The sequence below is a fragment of the Wohlfahrtiimonas chitiniclastica genome (genome assembly GCF_002252325.1).
Taxonomy (GTDB): domain Bacteria; phylum Pseudomonadota; class Gammaproteobacteria; order Cardiobacteriales; family Wohlfahrtiimonadaceae; genus Wohlfahrtiimonas; species Wohlfahrtiimonas chitiniclastica.
Map to the genome: position 1 here is coordinate 265,611 of NZ_NEFL01000001.1, position 16,680 is coordinate 282,290.

The following is a 16,680-nucleotide window of genomic DNA, read 5'->3' on the forward strand; positions in this document are numbered from 1 at the left end:
GATTTTGGAAGTGGCGGCTTATTTGAGAGATATCAACGGATTTTACTGAATTATGTCTAAATTCATGCGAAAAATAACAATTCTGCTGATGCTGACGTTAAGCGTAGCTTACGGGCAGGGGCAATTGACCTTCAACGCCCTTGAAAAGATGAAGGGGCCTTTTAGCTTTACTGAACAAAATTTGATTGCACAATTGATGTCCATGCAGCAAGCGCAAATCGATGCAGGTGACATCACAGAATTTCAATCTCGCTGTATTGCGAGCAATATGGTGGTGATGTTTGGCGATGCAAATGCCGAGCGCTTTGTGCAGATCGCCCAAAAAGCGTATACCCACAGTATGGATGCGCTCTCCATCGATGACATCAATTTTATGCAAACGATCAACACGAAATACATGCCCGCTTTGACGATTGTCACAGGGGAATGTAGCGAAACAGATTCACAGAATCAAGAAGAGGACCATGAGTAATTTAATTCAACGCTTTCATGCGACAACATTTTTAACCAGTGCCAATCAGCTTAATCAATTGCCAGACAATGATGGCAGAGAAGTGGCATTTGCTGGCCGATCTAACGCAGGTAAATCCAGTGCTTTAAATGCCTTAACTTCACAAAATACATTGGCGCGCACAAGTAAAACCCCAGGACGTACGCAGCTGATCAACTATTTTGAAGTGGATGAAAAGAGCTACTTGGTGGATTTACCAGGTTATGGCTATGCAAAAGTGCCTGAGCGCATTCGATTACACTGGCGCTCTGTGTTGCAAGGCTATTTTGAAACGCGTAAAAATTTGGTGGGGTTAGTGATGTTGATGGATGTACGTCATCCTTTAACGCCATTAGATCTACAAATGTTAGAGTGGTGCGAAGCGCAAAATTTACCCACCCACATTTTATTGACCAAAGCCGATAAATTAAAACGTGGCCCTGCAAAAACTGCGCTCTTTCAAGTGCAAGCGGCGTTAAAAGAGTTCAAAATGCCTGTGACGGTGCAGCTCTTTTCCGCAACCGATCACACCATTGGCTTACAAGATGCCTTAAAAGTCCTCAATGAGTGGTTGCCGCGTGATTAAGATTCGAGCCTTAATTGCGGACATTGGTGCGACGCATGCCCGTGTGGCGTGGATGGATGAAGCCTATGACTATCATGATGTTGCGATTCATCGATCCGCAGATTTTAATGCCCCCGATGAAGTGATTCATGCCTATTGTCAAACGCTCGGCATTGAGCGTCCGCAGTTAATTGTTTTGGCCATTGCTGCGCCTGTTGAGTTAGATGATGTTCACTTTGTGAATAATCATTGGCAATTTAAGTTAAGTGATGTGAAGGCACGTTTAGCGCCATCGACGGTTCATTTTTACAATGATGTGGAGATGCTTGGCGCAGCCTTACCCCATTTGCCTGAATCATCATTGGTCAAAGTGGGCGGCGGTGAATTGTCCCCCTATGCGCCAAAGCTTGCCATGAGTTTAGGCTCAGGCATTGGCACAAGTTTGGTGGTGCATCATCACAATTGGTTGACGATTCCCTCAGAAGGCGGGCACTCTGCCATGATGATGGAAGACCAAGAGATTGTAAACTTTTGGCAAATGTTAAGATGTAGTGGAAAAGATGAGATCATTGTGGAGGATTTTATTGGCGGTCGAAGAGGCATCCCACAGCTCATTGACTACATGACCAAACTTTTAAATGTAAAGCACAAAGATTCATCACCGATGGCGCTGGTTTCTGGATTAATTGATAAAAAAGATACATTTGCTGTGCAACTTTTTGGTCGATATTGTGCTATGATTGGCGGTGTAGCGAAAAACTACACTTTAATTACGGGAGCTAAGTCCGTTTATCTTGCTGGTGGCATCATCCCACGGTTTTTAGAATTTTTTGTACAGTCCGACTTTCGCAGTGCCTTTGAGCACAGTGCGTCGGTTTTCCCGTTGTTGCAAAAAATTCCAACCTTTGTGGTGACCGATCCTTACCCTGCATTAACCGGCCTAGTTCAAACCATTGCCTTTATGGAGGATGAATAGAGTGATCTCACACATCAGAAGCCATCGTGACAAACTAAGAAAATCAGAAAAACTCGTCGCCGATTGGATCATGAATCACCCGAACGACGCGGCCTCTTTCTCAATTGGTATGTTGGCAAAAACGGTGGGCGTTTCAGAACCCACAGTGATCCGCTTTTGTCGCGCCATTGGTTTTGACGGTTATCATGTGTTTAAACAAGAGTTGGCAGAATCTTTAAATGCTGGCGTACCATTCATACACAGCAATGTTTCTGAGTCTGACAACACCAAAGACATCGTCAATAAAGTGATTACGCAAGCCTCCGCGGCATTGCTTCGCACCAAAGAGTCTTTATCTGTGAAGGCAGTTGAGCAAGCAGTGAAAATTTTACTGCGCTCATCAAATGTATTGTGCATTGGGCATGGCGCATCAAACGTTGTGGCGCTCGACATTCAACAAAAATTGTTGCGCGTGGGCATTAATGTGTCCGTGTTCAGTGATCATCACGTTCATTCACTTGCCGCATCGTTGATGGGTAAAAAAGAGGTGTTGATTGCTGTTTCCCATACAGGGCGCAGCCAAGACATTTTAGATTCTGTATCATTTGCTAAAGCCAATGGTGCTTCAGTGATCTCCTTTACCACTAAAGATTCACCGTTGGCAGAAGCCTCTGACGTGGTGCTTGAATCCGGCGCCACAGAAGACACCACCGAATACATTCCGATGATCTCGCGTTTAGCCGATTTAGCGATTGTGGACGTATTATTGGTGACATTGGCGCTTAAACGTGGCAATTCTTTCATTGATGAAATGAGCCGCTCAAAAGCGATCATTGAATCTAAACGTGTTCGCAACAGTCAGCAGCAAAACAATGGATAAAGAGAACATCGCGCTGGTCATCTCTTATGATGGCACGCAATTTAGAGGTTGGCAGGCACAAAAAAAACCACCGGTTCGCACAGTTGAATCGGTGCTTGTGCCAGCGATTGAAAAGGTTGCCAATCATTCCATTGAATTGATGTGTGCAGGGCGCACCGATGCTGGCGTGCATGCGCGCAATCAAGTGGTGAATTTCATCACAACGGCAAAGCGCAGTGATTACTCATGGATTCGCGGCATCAATACAAATCTTCCTGATGATTGCGCCATTACTGAAGTGCGCCGCATGCCGCTTGATTTCCATGCCCGTTACAGTGCCAAAGGTCGCTATTATCAATATGTGATTGCGAATTTGCCTTATCGATCTGTCATGGATCGTTTTTATACGACGCACATCAACTATCCGTTAGATGTTGCAGCCATGCAGCAAGCGGCCAATGATTTGATTGGGGAGCACGATTTTAATGCTTATCGCTCCAGTGAATGCCAAGCGCCCACATCCATTCGAGAAATTTTTGACATTCGTTTGCGTCAACAAGGTTCTTATATTTACATTGATGTTCATGGCAATGCCTTTTTGCATCATATGGTGCGCAATATTGTCGGCGTATTATTGAAAGTTGGCAGTGGCAAAGCGCCTGTAACCTATGCAAAAGCAGTGCTTGATAGTTTAGATCGTAAACAAGGTGGCATCACAGCGCCGGCTTCAGGGCTCTTTTTAGATCACATCGATTATTGATTCATATTAAGGTTAAATGGAATAAGTTTGACCTTATTTGGCTTAAATGCTGAGAAAGTACTATACTTTGATCATCCATCGATAACACAATAAAGGACGATCTATGAATAATCAAAGCATGACATTTAAAACGCCTGCCCAAGGACAGTTTGTGATGGCGGTGTACATCACCATCATTACAGTATTTGTGATTTTCATTGCACGTGCCGCAGAGGTGAACATCTCTTGGCTCATTTTTGTGGTGCTTGGTGTGTTTGCCTATGTGACATCGATGGCGCGTGTTTCCCTTGTCGGGGATGCGTTGGTGGTTAAATCACCTTTAGGGAAAGGGCGCGTGTATCCGTTGAGTTCGGGCGCCTTTGAGATGCAAAAAGTCACGGGCATTAAAGCACACATCTCTTACTTTAAAAAAGAGGCCGACAGCATTATTTATACGCCGACAGGTTCTGATCGCAGCGTATTGGTGATGAATGGTTTATATCATCCGGAAGATGTCAAAGCGATGTTCGCGGCGATTGAAGCACGACAAAAAAACCTCAAGTCGTAACTTGAGGTTTTAGATTAACGTTCGATGATCGCGCCACCTAGGCAGACATCGCCATGATAAAAGACGATCGATTGTCCCGGCGTCACTGCGCGCTGGGGGTCATCAAATGCCACAAATAATCGTCCATCGTCTAAAAATTCAATGCGGCAGGCTTCATCCTTTTGACGATAACGAATTTTCGCGGTGAGATTCTCATTGATGGCATTTAAATCTAAATTCGTGTTGATCCAATGAACATCACGCGCAGTTAAGCTCTCTTTATATAAAGCAGGGTGCTCACCTTGCGCCACGATCAAAGTATTGTCTTCAAGATTCTTTTCCACCACAAACCAAGGTTCACCGGTTGAGTTTTTCACGCCGCCAATGTGTAAGCCTTTACGTTGTCCGATGGTGTAAAAAGATAAGCCTTGATGCTCGCCAATCACTTCACCATCCACCGTGATCATTTTCCCAGGTTTTGAGGCAATGTATTGACCAATGAACTCATTAAAATCGCGCTCACCGATAAAGCAGATGCCTGTGGAATCTTTTTTATCATAGGTGATGAGTTTGTGTTTCAATGCCAATTCACGCACCACAGGTTTTTCAAGCTCACCGACAGGGAAGAGGGCATTTTTGATCTGCGCTTGGCTCAACAAATGCAAAAAGTAGCTTTGATCTTTATTGTTGTCTAACCCTTTTAAGAGATACGTTTGACCATCAGCTCTGTGCGTTCTTGCATAATGGCCGGTGGCGATGTAATCTGCACCCATCTCATTGGCATAATCTAAAAAGGCTTTAAACTTGATCTCTTTGTTGCACAAAACATCAGGATTTGGGGTTAAGCCCAGCTTTAATGTCTCTAAAAAATAGGCAAACACGCGCTCTTTGTAGTTTTTCACAAAGTTCACTTTATGCAGGGGAATGCCGAGGGTATCGCACACCGCTTGGGCATCTTTGACATCCTCTTCGGCCGAGCAATAGCCCGTTTCAAAGTTATCTTCCCAGTTTTTCATGAAAACGCCATGCACATCTGCGCCTTGCTCTTTTAATAAAAGGGCTGCCACAGAAGAGTCGACGCCGCCAGACATGCCCACAATGACACGTTTACCTTTAATATCTTCTTGAATCATGATAATTACTCAGTTGCTCCATCTTCGCTGCCTTCGCCAGAAGTGCCACGAATTCTTTCATACGGAACATAAGTTGGCTTATTGTTTTTGCCAGTCCCATATTCCACTAAACATTGTCCATTGATCCAATCATATTTGGTGACTTTATTCATCGAATGGCCATTATAAGCACAGCGAATGTTATTGGTTAAAGGTTTGATGCACACCAAAATGATCAACGCAAACACAAGGGCTTCTAACGCAAAGAAAATGCGCTTTTTGTGCCAGATGAAAAAGAAAACAGGAATCTCTTTGCGCTTGGCATATAGGATAAAGCCCGCCAAAACAACCGCTAACCCAATGAATTGGAATGAGAGAAAGAAGATCAAAAGATAACTCCTATAAATATGAATGAATAATTAACGCCAATTTTACCATTATTTGATTTAAAATGAGAAAATAACTCGTCAGAAGTGAATACAGGAGAATATGGTATGTTAAGCACAGAACAAATGAACGCACACACGCGCAATACATTGGTGGGGCACTTAGGCATTGATTTTATCGTCAGTGAAGATGGCTATGTAGAAGCCACAATGCCCGTGGATGAGCGCACCATTCAATCATACGGTTATTTGCATGGCGGCGCGACAATTGCATTGGCTGAAACCGTGGCAGGCGTTGGCACATTTAGCATTGCATTGCCAGATAAAAGCTGTGTGGGCATGCAGATCAGCGCAAGCCACATTTCATCAGCGCGCACCGGGGAAACCGTTGTGGCAAAAGGTCAGATCATCCACCGTGGTAAAAGCACGCATGTGTGGGATGTGAATGTGTATGCGGTCGATGACAATCGACTCATTTCCACCATTCGCGTGACCAATGCCATTGTGAAAAATCGCAATCCCAGCATTTTTGCAGAGTAAGATGACATGAATGAAAAAGAGGCTTAAAGCCTCTTTTTTTTAATGGTATGCATTAGAGCTGATTTGCTGCCGCAAATAAACTTTGACCTAAATAATCATTCGGATCTTTCATACCTGGCAAAGCAAAAAAGTAGCCGCCGCCAAAGGGATCAATGTAGCGCTCTAAGGGTTCACCATTGAGGCGCTTTTGCGTTTTAATGAAGCCTTGATTGAGGTCATTTTGATACGACACAAAAATGAGTCCCATGTCCAGTAATCCGCTGTCCGTTAAGCCTAAAGAATAACTGTAGCTTCTGCGGCGAAGAGGTGCGCTGTAACGATGTGGCACACGCGGCTCAGCTCGGCGCATGTGGGAATCAAAGAGCACACGATCACCATGTGGATCTAGGGCAAATTGTGGGTCATCATGTTCATGCATCATGCCAATCGGTGCGCCTGAATGCTTGATGCGTCCAAAATCATTTTCTTGATCTTCAAGGGGCGTTCTGTCCCAAAATTCAAGGTTAAAACGGATGAGGCGAATGGCTTGATAGGAACCATTTAAGCACCATGCGGGCTCTTTGTTTTTCTCTGTCACCCACACAATTTCATTCATCAAGGCTGCATCATTGCTTGGGGCATTGCCTGTGCCATCTTTAAAGCCAAAGAGATTAATGGGGGTGGATTGTGTTTCAATGTCGCGGGCGGGTAAAAAGCCATCCATTTTCCAAAGGGGCGCCATTTCATGATAATGGTGCTTCATGATGTCCCTTAAGGCATAAATGAGGATCTCTTTACTGTTTGCACACAGTTGTAGCACCAAATCTCCGCCGCACCATTTTGGATCTAAGCGATCATTCGGGAAATTGCTCATCGGGATTAAATGCTTGGGCTTTAAGGGCGCTAAACCAAAGCGATCATCAAAGAGAGAGGAGCCCACAGAAAGGGTAATGGTGAGTTGATTGGGCAATAATTGTCCGCCCAATAATCCAGATTCTTTGGGTGGAAATTGACGATCATCGTCATGATCTAGGATTTGGGGCGCCGTTAAATAGGCAATGCGTTTGGAGAGTTTTTGAAATAATGCGTCCAACTCATCACGGGTTTTCACTAAAAGATTGAAGGCCATAAAAATGGACTCTTTCGGTTCTGGCGTGATGATGCCCGCTTGATGGATGCCAAAAGCGGGCACCGTGTCATAAAAGTGATCTGGAAAGGGGCGATTGTCTTTTGTTTGACGGGCAGTGTGTGCAATCGATGAGCTCATCAATAGCGCAGCGCCACTCAATCCTAAACCTTTTAATAGGGAACGACGAAAAGGCGAGTGAGACATTAGGGCATCTCCTTTGAATCAAATGAGTGATACACTTCGATGGCCAATAAACCACGCAATTGCGCCAATGTTTCGGCCAATTGTGAGGTCAAGCCATATAAATGCTGGCGATCCGTTTGCGTGAGCTGATCAAGGGGTAAATATGTACCTGCTTGATCATAGGGCAAAAGTTGCTGTCGAATGGCATGAATATTTTCTTCAACAGAGGCAACAAATGCATCATCTAAATGAGGTTTAAGAACAGTCAAAATGGCAGTGATGCCTTCTAAATTGGCATTGATTTCGCTTAAATCTGCGCCGCTATAATAATGATCACGCCCTGATAACTTATTCTCTAAAATGTGCTCTGCAAAATCTGGCGCGGATTGCACAAGTTTGGGTAAAAATAGCGTTTCAATCTCCGCGCGTTTGACTAAGTCACGCAGATATTTCAGTAAACGCTGATTTTCTCGAAGGGCATCGTGCACATCATGCTGATGAAAGAGCGCATATTCAACCGCATGAAAACCTTTGAAATTTGGATCGTTTTCCTGTAATAAATAGGCGCTTGCCGGCGAGTTGATCATGCGATCCATATTACCAAACACCAAAACAATTGGGCGGATGGTTTCATAAGCATAATGGGCGCTGAGATATGCTTTTTGGGCACGGTTGAGGTCATTATTTTCAAGGGCAGCGGAGAGCGCCTTTAAATCCGTCACCACAGTTTCAAGGCGCGCTCTGACAAACACCATGTAATCATCAATCGCTGTTTGATACGCTTCTGGCGTTGGAATGTCCCCAAGGGCAATGATGATGGGCGCATCCCCCGATTGTAAAATGGCTTGGCGACCCACTTTTGCATGCGTCACCGTCAATGTTGCCAATAAGGCCAAACTAATGAGCAGCGTGCGCACGGCGTCCTCTCCAAAATAGTGCAATCACAATGATCCAATAAATGGCAAAGACAGTGATTGACAAGCCTGTCGGTGCTGAGCGATAGGCAAAGAATGACGATAAGAAATTGCCAATCCCTTGACCATCATCAAGCAGGTGGCTTGTGTCCCATAAAGTGGTTTCAAAGAAGCTTGGGAGATCAATGTCATACTCAAGGAGTAAATTGGCCACCTCATCTGATGCGCGCAATAATAAAGTCACGGCTAAAAAGAGCAGCATGATGCCGGTGATGGTGAAGAACCATTTCCATGATACGATTTTAGATGTCCAGATGAATAGAGCGAGCGTAATGGCAGCAACGCCTAAGCCAATGGCCACTTCTGCGGCAAATGCGCCTGTGGTTTCTGGCGTTAAATTCATGATGATGGCGGATAAAAACACCACAATTTCACTGCCTTCACGGGCAATGGCAATGGCGATGATGAAAAGCGCCCCCCACCATGAATGTTGTTTGGCCTGCTGATCAATGTTATTAATGAGGGCGCGGCTCATCTCTTTGCCATGCTTGTTCATCCAATACACCATTTGTACGATCAGGATGCAGGCGAGCACCTCCATAAAGATCATAAAGAGGGCTTGATAGAGGTCTTCAAGGTTGCTAAACACACCATAAATGGCCAGCGCTAACAACACAGAGAGCAACACGCCAAGGGCAACGCCGCCCCATAAAAATTTCATGCCATTTTTAGTGTCAGGATGGCGCTTGATCCAGCTGTAGATGATGCCAATGACCAATAAGGCCTCAAAACTTTCGCGCCAAACAACAAATAATACGTTTCCCATCGGTGACCTTTTTACTCTTTAACAACAATTTTTCCGCGCGGATGATCTAAATGAAAGTCATCAAAAAATTCATATTCACCCGGTTTAAGGGGCGCGATGACCACCACAGATTTTGCGCCAGGGGCTAACACTTTTTCTTTACGCAGTTGTGTGCTTTCAAATTCCGCAGGCTGCGTGCCTGTATTTTTCACTTCGATGCGGATTTTGGTTTTTTTTGGAACTTCTAACACCAAAGGGATCAAATCACCATCTTTCATTTCGAGTTCAACGGTGTATTTATCAGCTTTGGCAAAAGCGGGCAGCGTGAACATCAAGCTGCACACGAGCATTGTCATCCATTGTTTGATTGTCATGGTGATTGATTCCTCATCTGTTAAAAGAGCGCAATTGCGCTCTTGATGGATCAGTAACTGCCTTTACGGCCAGTGCCTGCGTAGTCAAATTCCCATTCAACATCAAAGGGTTCGAACCATGGTGCCACACCGGTTTCTTTATCAATGTGACGACCAAACATCACATCTTTATTGTAAGAAGGCGGAGAGATTTTAAAATTCACTTTGTATTTACCAAAGCCATCGAGTTTTAAGTTGTCGCCATAATGTGGGCCATCTGATGCCACCATTGGCATGAATGTACCGCTTTGGGCTTTGCTGCCTTCTTTATCAACGCGTTGAATGGTGTAATCCACCACTAAGTAAGGAATCCAATCCCCTTCGGCAAAGCCATTAGGATTGTCTTCAACGGCGTGGATGTCTGCTTCTAAATGCACATCCGATTCAGTGGCCGGCAGATGGTGCATGTGGTGATGACCCTCTTCTGTGTCCATGGTAATCGGTTGAAGATACACCCCTTGGATTTCCATACCATTTTCAATCACCGGTTGGCCAACGGGATACTCTTGGGCCAATGCAGCACTTGAAAGTAACAATGTGCTGACTAAACTCATTTTATATAATGTTTTCATAGTCGTATTTCCTTGACGATTGGCTGATAATAGCAATGATTATCATTTGCAAATGATGCTCGCGATTATACGCCTACTTTTTCAATAAAAAAAGCTCCCATTCGGGAGCCATTATCATCTTATTGTTTTTTTGGAAATTTAATCTTGTGCATCGCTTTCTTTAGGATGCGGCAAAATTAAATTGAGCACAATCGCTAAAACAGCGGCTAAACCCACACCTGCAAAGGGAAAACTTCCAATATTAATGGTGTAACCGCCAACGCCTGTGATCAATGTGGCACTGATGATCACTAAATTGCGTGGCACCATAATGTCAACGCGTGCATCAATCAGGGTTTTTAAGCCAATGCTTGCAATGGTACCGAAGAGTAAAATCATGATACCGCCCATCACCGGTAATGGGATGGAATTTAAAAAAGCATTGAATTTACCCATAAATGCCATGGCAATGGCGAAAATGGCCGCATACGTCATGATCTTTGGATTATCATTTTTCGTGATCATGACTGCACCTGTCACTTCACCATAAGTGGTCACAGGAGGTCCGCCAATTAAACCCGCCACACACACACCTAAACCATCGCCCGCTAAGGTTTTATCTAAGCCGGGATCTTTGGTGTAATCTTTGCCTGTGACTTTACCAATGGCCATAATGCCGCCAATGTGTTCAATGGCAGGGGCAATGGCAACGGGTAACATAAAGAGGGCTGCAAGCCAATTCACTTCAGGTGTGTGAAATTCAGGCACGGCAAACCAACGCGCATTCATTAAGTTCTCAAGGTGTAAAATGTTTTGCCCATCATTCAGGCTTGCTGAGAAGCCTGTGATGTCAAACACAAATGTGATGAGATAACCTGCAAAAATCCCGCCTAAAATGGGAATTAAGCGAAATAAGCCTTTACCAAAAATGGTGATCAATACTGTGACTGTAAAGGTTGCGATTGATAAAATGATGGCTAACGTGTCTTTCATGATGGGTGTACCACCACTGATGCCCATGGCCATTTGTGTGGCAGTGACGGCAACCGATAAACCAATGACCATGATCACAGGACCAATGACGACCGGTGGAATCAATGTATTGACCAAGCCAATGCCGCGCCAGCGAATGATCAACGCAAAGACAAAATACATGAAACCTGCTGCAAAGAGGCCAAACATGGTGGCGCCCATGCCCCAAGTTTGTAGGGAGAAGATGATCGGTGCGATGAAGGCAAAGGATGAACCTAAAAAAATCGGCACCTTGCGTTTGGTGACGATTTGAAAGAGTAGGGTACCAAGCCCTGCGCCTAACAGCGCCATTGAAGGGTTTAAACCGGTGAGTAATGGCACTAAAACCATGGCACCGAAGGCGACAAACAAGATCTGCACACCTGCAATGAAGTCTTTAATCGACTGCACAGTACGCTCCTTAATAAATCAATAGGGTGGGGGAAAGAAAAATCGCCGCACAGTATATCACTCAAATCCTTGCTCAGCGTATAAAAATCGATGTCATTAATGCTATAATAATCGATTCATTCTCATCATTTAGGAAATGACGCACATGCTGGAACTCAGCCGCAAAAAAATAACAATGGTCATCATTCTAACCTTAGGGCTGCTCATCATTCCGATCGGGATTATCCTGAGCGGGTGGCATTGGCAAATGAAGGATCATTATACGCAATGGGATCATCTTTTATTTTTAGTGACGCAATCTGGCACGGCAGTGACGTATGCCTTCATCACATGCGTTGTGTTTGCCAGTGTTTTATCGATGCTTGCACGTGCGAAAATGTCTTGGGTTTTGGTGTTTTTCACAGCCTTTATTTTACTGGTGGGCACGCAAGCTGTGAAAACCGGCTTAAAATCTTTTTATAAAGAGCCGCGCCCTTATACGGCATTTTTGGTGGAAAACCATGTGGATTTAGAGAGTTTTTATGAATCCTCAAGGGCGGATCGCAAGATGATTGTGGAGGATGTGCTCCTTGGGCATGATGAAATGCCGACTTATCTTAAAAAGCATTGGGCAAAAGAGACCGGTTATTCATTTCCATCCGGGCATGCGGCGTTTGCAGTGTGCTGGCTCATGCTATTTGTCTTGATTTTGCCGATGACGCGCCTTCGTGATTACATTGCTGTGGGTGTGATTGCCATTTGGAGTGCATTGATGATCATCAGCCGCTTAGCCCTTGGCATGCATTTTCCGATCGATGTTTTAGTGAGCATTCTCTATGTGCCCATCATTTGCTTAGTGTATGCCAAAATCTCCCGCATTGCTCAATTGCAACCTTATTATCAAGCGTTGTCTCATTTGCCTAAGCGTTTCATTCAACGCGCCTAACAAGGAGAACGGTATGTTGTTATTTTTATTGTCGCCTGCGAAAAAACTCGATGAAGTGCGCCCTGCACCTGTAAAAGGTCAAGGTGAGCCACATTTCATTCAAGAGAGTGCAGCCTTGATGGATGTATTGCGTCCATTGTCGCCGCCAGCGCTTGAATCTTTGATGAAAATCTCTGAGAAATTAGCACTCCTGAACGCTGAGCGTTACAGTAATTTTACAACGCCGCTGACGGAGCACAATGCCAAGCCCGCCATTTTCCTATTCAATGGCGATGCGTATGAGTCATTGAATGCTTATGATCTCTCAAACACAGCATTGGATTATGTGCAAAACCATTTAATGATTTTGTCCGGTTTATATGGTGCGGTTAAACCCCTTGATTGGATTGCGCCGTATCGATTAGAAATGGGCACCGCATTAGCCAATCCACGCGGTAAAAATCTCTATGAGTTTTGGGGATCGCGCATCACAGATTATTTAAATCAAATCATTGCTGAAAAGGGCATCACGACAGTGATTAACTTGGCGTCTCATGAGTATTTTTCCGCCGTTGATTCCAAAGCATTAACCGTCCCTGTGATCACGCCAATTTTTAAAGATTATAAAAATGGGCAGTACAAAACCATCAGCTTTAATGCGAAAAAAGCGCGCGGTGCGATGGTGCGTTATGCTGCAGAGCAAAATGTCACCTCCCCCGATGATCTCAAAGCATTTGATCTTTTTGGTTATGCCTTTAAAGGTGCAGCGCAAAACCATCCTTCAGAATGGTTATTTTATAAGGATTAAGTCATGACAGAACACAATAATATTTATCATATTTATCCGCCTAAAGGCTCCCTTGATTTACTCTCCCAAGTGGAAAGCGATCTATTGCGTAAGCGCTCAGATGGTGAGCTGTATCACTTATTTAGAAACTGTTTATTGGCGGTGTTAAATACTGGCAGTCAAACAGACAATGCCAATGAAATTTTTCAAAAATATGAAAATTTTGATGCCAAAGTTGAGCGCACAGAGCGGGGCATTAAACTTGAGTTGTATAATCCGCCGCAATCGGTGTTTGTGGATGGTGAATTGACCCATTTGATCCGCACGAACCTCTTTTCTGTACTCAGAGACATTTTGTACATGCGTGAAGTGGTCAACAGTTATGATCAGAAAAAATTCTTCAAATATGGTAATCAAAAGATCACCACCGACATCATTTTCATGACCCTTCGCAATGCCAAAGCGTTAAAAGCCTCGAATGATTCTAATGTCATGGTGTGTTGGGGCGGGCATTCCATCAATGATATTGAATACCAATACGCTAGAGAAGTGGGGCATGAATTGGGTTTGCGCCATTTTGATATTTGTACAGGTTGCGGCCCTGGGGCAATGGAAGCGCCGATGCGCGGTGCAGCCGTTGGGCACACGCAACAAGGTCATGAGGCCAATCGTTATATTGGCATTACGGAGCCTTCGATCATTGCAGCAGAGCCACCAAATCCATTGGTCAATGAATTGATCATCATGCCGGACATTGAAAAACGCATCGAGGCTTTCATCCGCTTAGGACACGGTTTAATCATTTTCCCGGGCGGTGTTGGCACCGCGGAAGAGTTTTTATATGTGCTCAGCATCTTGATGATGAAAGAGAATCAAGATCAAGTGTTGCCGATTATTTTGACGGGCCCCGCTGAGAGCCGTGCTTATTTTGAAACATTAGATCGCTTCATTCATGAAAGCTTAGGCAGTGAGGCGCAAAAGTATTATCAAATCATCATTGGGGATGCCACATTGGTGGCCCAAAAGATGAAAGAGATGATGCCGATTGTGCGTGAAAACCGTAAAGCGCGTGATGATGCATATTGCTTTAACTGGTCGCTGGCCATTGCCCCTGAGCTTCAAAAAACCTTTGATCCCACCCATGAAAATATGGCGAATTTAAACCTTCATAAAGATCAACCAAAAGAGAAATTAGCCGCGGCGCTTCGTCAGGCATTTTCTGGCATTGTGGCTGGAAACATTAAGGAAGTCGGCATCAAAGCGATTGCTGAACATGGTCCGTATGAACTGCATGGCGCACCTGAACTGATGGATTTGATCGATCAATTGCTCAATGACTTTGTGGCACAAGGGCGCATGAAGTTGCCGGGCGAGCAGTATGAACCATGTTATCGAGTCATAAAATAACGCAAAAAAAGTGACAGAGCGCCAAAAGCGCCGCCACCTTTGAACACACAATGTTGATAAAAAAGAACAAAGGCTGTAATCATGTGCAAATTTAGACGGTTTTTAACCACTGCATCTGGCAAAATATTGTTGGGTTTAGTGCTCGGCATCATCATTGGCGTGGGGCTTTTGAGCCTCAAGAACACCTCGCCACGATGGACAGAGTGCGTATTGCAGTCCGCCGGCTATTTGCACATGTTAGGGCAGATCTTCATGAATTTGATGTACATGTGTGTGCCGTTTTTGATTTTTGGCTCTGTGGTGATGTCCGTCTCCTCCGTGCATTTAGAGGAGTTTAAGCGCTTAGGGATTCAAACTTTGTGGCTCTTTTTTATGGCCACAGCATTGTCAGCGACATCGGCCATTTTGATCAGTACACTATTGCCATTTCAGTTTGATGTTGAGGTGGTTAAAGCTGTGAAAGCTTCGCACATGGCATCGTTAACCATTCAAGAGATTGTTTTGGGCTTTTTCCCAAACAATGTTTTTACAGCATTTACGCAGCCGTCGATTTTACAGATCATCGTATTTTCATGTCTGTTTGGTGCATGCATCAATCTATTGCGTGATGTGACACCGAATGTAGAAGCGCTGTTAAATGTCACGTTAGCTTTTAGAAGTGTGGTGCTCAAAATGATCTCTCTAATTATGAAAGTGGCACCGATTGCTGTGTTTGGCATTGTGTCATCCACCATTGTGATTCATGGGCTTGGCACACTCAAAACCCTTGGAATGGTGCTGGTTTACATCACTGCATTGAATGTGCTCTTTTTTCTGCTCTATACACTCTTTATTTGTCTGCGCTACCGTTTAAGTCCTGCCATTTTACTGAAAAAATCTGCCCGCGTGATGATCTTTGCCGGCAGCATTACCTCAACGGCGCTATCACTGCCTTTAGCGATGGACAGCAGTCGTCATCTAGGCGTCAGTAAAAAGGTGACCAATTTTGTTTTGCCCCTTGGCAACTCCCTCAATACCAATGGCGGACCCATCACAAACGTGATCATTGTGATTGCGGTGGCGCATTGTGCAAATTTAGAGATGACGCTGAGCTTTTATGTGATGCTTGGCATCTATGCAACGATTGCCTCTCTTGGCAATCCCGGTGTATTAGGTGGGGCGCTGGTGTCATTATTGATGCTCTTTGATTTGGTGGGTTTACCGAAAGAAGCAGCACTCATTTTCTTCAGTTTAGATTATTTTTATGCCATCACGCGCGTCATTGTGAATGTCATGGGGAACATTTATGCAAGCATCATTCTTGCGCATGCTCAGGGCGAGTTTGATCGAGAGGTCTTTGAATCTTCTAAAGAAATTGCCTGTACCCCATGATTTTAAACATTTTTAATGGAATCAAACGCGCATTCTAGCGGTTTATGCATTAAACTATAGGCATGATTGGATTTGAATGATATTCAAAGGATACATTATGAACTTACGTCAAAAAGCATTGGTGTTAATGGTGGCTTCCGTCTTTGTGACAGGTTGTGCCTCATCATTATCAGGGGATAGCTATTCACGTTCTGAAGCACGTCAAGCCCAAACGGTACAAATTGGCACAGTGGTGAGCACGCGCCCTGTGAAAATCGAAGGCACGAAAACAGGTTTAGGCGCTGTGACAGGGGGGGCATTAGGTGGCGTGGCTGCAAACTCCATTGGCGGTGGTCGCGGTAAAGCATTGGCCACCATCGCAGGGGCCGCAGTCGGTGTGCTAGCCGGTGCTGCCGCTGAAGAAGGCATGACCAAATCCCAAGGCGTTGAAATCTTAGTGACCTTAGATGGCACGCACACCACGCGCGCTTATGTACAAGCGGCGGATGGCACGCAATTTTATGCGGGTCAACGGGTGTCAATCACCACCACTCGTGAAGGTACGAGCCGCGTCAATCCCATTTAATTGGCGCTCATGTCATAAGCACGCCTTGCGTGCTTTTTTGTTGTAGATCATAAAAAA

The 16,680-nt window shown here is 44.6% G+C and carries 20 protein-coding genes; 12 read left to right on the plus strand and 8 right to left on the minus strand.

Translation table 11 applies throughout. The annotated features are described in order from the left end of the window. The first annotated feature begins 64 nt into the window (after nucleotides 1–64). The 6 genes from B9T10_RS01260 to B9T10_RS01285 all read left to right on the plus strand — a co-directional run bounded on the left by B9T10_RS01260 (nucleotide 65) and on the right by B9T10_RS01285 (nucleotide 4,176). Nucleotides 65–472, plus strand: coding sequence for a hypothetical protein (locus B9T10_RS01260; RefSeq protein WP_143695663.1), 408 nt, complete (start codon nucleotides 65–67; stop codon nucleotides 470–472). After that, nucleotides 465–1,076: a ribosome biogenesis GTP-binding protein YihA/YsxC gene (gene yihA / locus B9T10_RS01265; RefSeq protein ID WP_008314452.1), complete on the plus strand. Its 612-nt coding sequence runs from the start codon at nucleotides 465–467 to the stop codon at nucleotides 1,074–1,076. Before B9T10_RS01260 ends, yihA begins: the two co-directional genes overlap by 8 nt. Then, nucleotides 1,069–2,031, plus strand: a complete 963-nt coding sequence (locus B9T10_RS01270) for a glucokinase (RefSeq protein ID WP_094537607.1) — start codon at nucleotides 1,069–1,071, stop codon at nucleotides 2,029–2,031. The genes yihA and B9T10_RS01270 overlap by 8 nt, the downstream gene beginning before the upstream one ends. After that, nucleotides 2,024–2,890: a MurR/RpiR family transcriptional regulator gene (locus B9T10_RS01275; protein ID WP_018122237.1), complete on the plus strand. Its 867-nt coding sequence runs from the start codon at nucleotides 2,024–2,026 to the stop codon at nucleotides 2,888–2,890. Before B9T10_RS01270 ends, B9T10_RS01275 begins: the two co-directional genes overlap by 8 nt. Next, nucleotides 2,856–3,629, plus strand: coding sequence for a tRNA pseudouridine(38-40) synthase TruA (gene truA, locus B9T10_RS01280; RefSeq protein ID WP_246782133.1), 774 nt, complete (start codon nucleotides 2,856–2,858; stop codon nucleotides 3,627–3,629). The genes B9T10_RS01275 and truA overlap by 35 nt, the downstream gene beginning before the upstream one ends. A gap of 103 nt (nucleotides 3,630–3,732) precedes the next feature. After that, nucleotides 3,733–4,176, plus strand: a complete 444-nt coding sequence (locus tag B9T10_RS01285; protein ID WP_094488635.1) for a hypothetical protein — start codon at nucleotides 3,733–3,735, stop codon at nucleotides 4,174–4,176. Nucleotides 4,177–4,190: 14 nt separating this feature from the next. Here B9T10_RS01285 and mnmA read toward each other — a convergent pair whose 3' ends face one another. Both mnmA and B9T10_RS01295 read right to left on the minus strand, forming a co-directional pair. Further along, nucleotides 4,191–5,288 carry a tRNA 2-thiouridine(34) synthase MnmA gene (gene mnmA / locus B9T10_RS01290; protein WP_008314463.1) on the minus strand — a complete coding sequence of 366 codons (1,098 nt, stop codon included), beginning with the start codon at nucleotides 5,286–5,288 and terminating at the stop codon, nucleotides 4,191–4,193. A gap of 5 nt (nucleotides 5,289–5,293) precedes the next feature. Then, nucleotides 5,294–5,656 carry a hypothetical protein gene (locus tag B9T10_RS01295; RefSeq protein WP_008314464.1) on the minus strand — a complete coding sequence of 121 codons (363 nt, stop codon included), beginning with the start codon at nucleotides 5,654–5,656 and terminating at the stop codon, nucleotides 5,294–5,296. Nucleotides 5,657–5,761: 105 nt separating this feature from the next. Here B9T10_RS01295 and B9T10_RS01300 point away from each other — a divergent pair, with 105 nt between their 5' ends. After that, nucleotides 5,762–6,193, plus strand: a complete 432-nt coding sequence (locus B9T10_RS01300) for a PaaI family thioesterase (RefSeq protein WP_063454868.1) — start codon at nucleotides 5,762–5,764, stop codon at nucleotides 6,191–6,193. Between the two features lie 52 nt (nucleotides 6,194–6,245). On the opposite strand, the gene efeB is transcribed toward B9T10_RS01300, so the two are convergent. The 6 genes from efeB to B9T10_RS01330 all read right to left on the minus strand — a co-directional run bounded on the left by efeB (nucleotide 6,246) and on the right by B9T10_RS01330 (nucleotide 11,589). Further along, a complete protein-coding gene (efeB, locus tag B9T10_RS01305; RefSeq protein WP_094537609.1) occupies nucleotides 6,246–7,505 on the minus strand; it encodes an iron uptake transporter deferrochelatase/peroxidase subunit in 1,260 nt (419 codons plus the stop codon). After that, entirely contained in the window at nucleotides 7,505–8,401 is an 897-nt protein-coding gene (locus B9T10_RS01310; protein ID WP_094537610.1) for an EfeM/EfeO family lipoprotein, read from the minus strand. The genes efeB and B9T10_RS01310 overlap by 1 nt, the downstream gene beginning before the upstream one ends. Further along, the gene (locus B9T10_RS01315) at nucleotides 8,382–9,224 is read right to left on the minus strand and encodes an FTR1 family iron permease (protein ID WP_094537611.1); all 843 of its coding nucleotides are present in this window, start codon (nucleotides 9,222–9,224) and stop codon (nucleotides 8,382–8,384) included. Before B9T10_RS01315 ends, B9T10_RS01310 begins: the two co-directional genes overlap by 20 nt. Nucleotides 9,225–9,235: 11 nt before the next feature. Further along, the gene (locus B9T10_RS01320) at nucleotides 9,236–9,553 is read right to left on the minus strand and encodes a cupredoxin domain-containing protein (RefSeq protein ID WP_416236263.1); all 318 of its coding nucleotides are present in this window, start codon (nucleotides 9,551–9,553) and stop codon (nucleotides 9,236–9,238) included. Nucleotides 9,554–9,627: 74 nt separating this feature from the next. Continuing rightward, nucleotides 9,628–10,188, minus strand: coding sequence for an iron transporter (locus B9T10_RS01325; protein WP_008314477.1), 561 nt, complete (start codon nucleotides 10,186–10,188; stop codon nucleotides 9,628–9,630). A gap of 138 nt (nucleotides 10,189–10,326) precedes the next feature. After that, nucleotides 10,327–11,589, minus strand: a complete 1,263-nt coding sequence (locus B9T10_RS01330; RefSeq protein ID WP_063454871.1) for a uracil-xanthine permease family protein — start codon at nucleotides 11,587–11,589, stop codon at nucleotides 10,327–10,329. A 145-nt stretch (nucleotides 11,590–11,734) separates the two neighbouring features. On the opposite strand from B9T10_RS01330, the gene B9T10_RS01335 reads away from it, so the two are divergent. The 5 genes from B9T10_RS01335 (at nucleotide 11,735) to B9T10_RS01355 (ending at nucleotide 16,623) form a co-directional block, all read left to right on the plus strand. Continuing rightward, a complete protein-coding gene (locus tag B9T10_RS01335; protein WP_094537612.1) occupies nucleotides 11,735–12,514 on the plus strand; it encodes a phosphatase PAP2 family protein in 780 nt (259 codons plus the stop codon). A gap of 16 nt (nucleotides 12,515–12,530) precedes the next feature. Beyond that, nucleotides 12,531–13,301 (plus strand): peroxide stress protein YaaA, encoded by a 771-nt coding sequence (yaaA, locus tag B9T10_RS01340; protein WP_179220629.1) that lies wholly within the window; start codon nucleotides 12,531–12,533, stop codon nucleotides 13,299–13,301. Between the two features lie 3 nt (nucleotides 13,302–13,304). Further along, entirely contained in the window at nucleotides 13,305–14,687 is a 1,383-nt protein-coding gene (gene ppnN / locus B9T10_RS01345) for a nucleotide 5'-monophosphate nucleosidase PpnN (RefSeq protein WP_094491097.1), read from the plus strand. 81 nt (nucleotides 14,688–14,768) lie between these two features. After that, nucleotides 14,769–16,058, plus strand: coding sequence for a dicarboxylate/amino acid:cation symporter (locus B9T10_RS01350; protein ID WP_094537614.1), 1,290 nt, complete (start codon nucleotides 14,769–14,771; stop codon nucleotides 16,056–16,058). A gap of 97 nt (nucleotides 16,059–16,155) precedes the next feature. After that, nucleotides 16,156–16,623: an outer membrane lipoprotein gene (locus tag B9T10_RS01355; RefSeq protein WP_008314490.1), complete on the plus strand. Its 468-nt coding sequence runs from the start codon at nucleotides 16,156–16,158 to the stop codon at nucleotides 16,621–16,623. The last annotated feature ends 57 nt before the right edge of the window (nucleotides 16,624–16,680 follow it).